The sequence below is a fragment of the Leucobacter sp. M11 genome, assembly GCF_035726885.1.
Classification (GTDB): domain Bacteria; phylum Actinomycetota; class Actinomycetes; order Actinomycetales; family Microbacteriaceae; genus JAPFRB01.
Genome location: NZ_JAPFRB010000002.1, coordinates 761,715 through 762,247, shown reverse-complemented (window position 1 = coordinate 762,247; position 533 = coordinate 761,715). Strand labels below are relative to the sequence as shown.

General features: G+C 78.0%; 1 pseudogene. It reads left to right on the top strand.

Going from position 1 to position 533, the window contains the following annotated elements:
- A pseudogene (locus OOT08_RS08050) lies at positions 1-533 on the top strand (hypothetical protein); the annotation flags it as partial.

The following is a 533-nucleotide window of genomic DNA, read 5'->3' as shown; positions in this document are numbered from 1 at the left end:
GAGCGTGCTGGCCCTCGACGGCGACGTCATCACCCTCGGCTTCCCGACCCCGGACGAGGTGCAGGCCTTCAAGCAGACCGGGGCCCAGCCGGGATCGACCGCCGATGTGCTGCGCACCGCGATCGTCGACGCGCTCGGCCTCCGCGTCCGCTATATGGCGCGCGTCAGCGCGGGAGCCCCGGCCGTCGACTCCGCGGCCGCGCCGGCCTCGGCGCCGCAGACAGCTCCGACCCCGCAGACAGCCCCGAGCCCGCAGGCAGCAGCGCGCCCGGACGGAGCCGAGCCGCCGGTTTCCGCGCCGCCGGTGTCGCCGCCCGCCGCGGCGACCGCGCCTGCCGCGGATCTGCCCGAGCCGCCGGACCCGGACGAGCCCCCCTTCGACCCCTATGACGACGGCGACGCCGCGCGGGGCGGGAACCCCGACGCCCCGCGTTCCGCCCCGAACGAGCAGCCCCGCGGTCTCACAGCCTGGTCCGCGTCCCCCGCGCCGGACCTGACGGCCTCGGCTTCGGCTCCCGCGGCTGCGACACCCT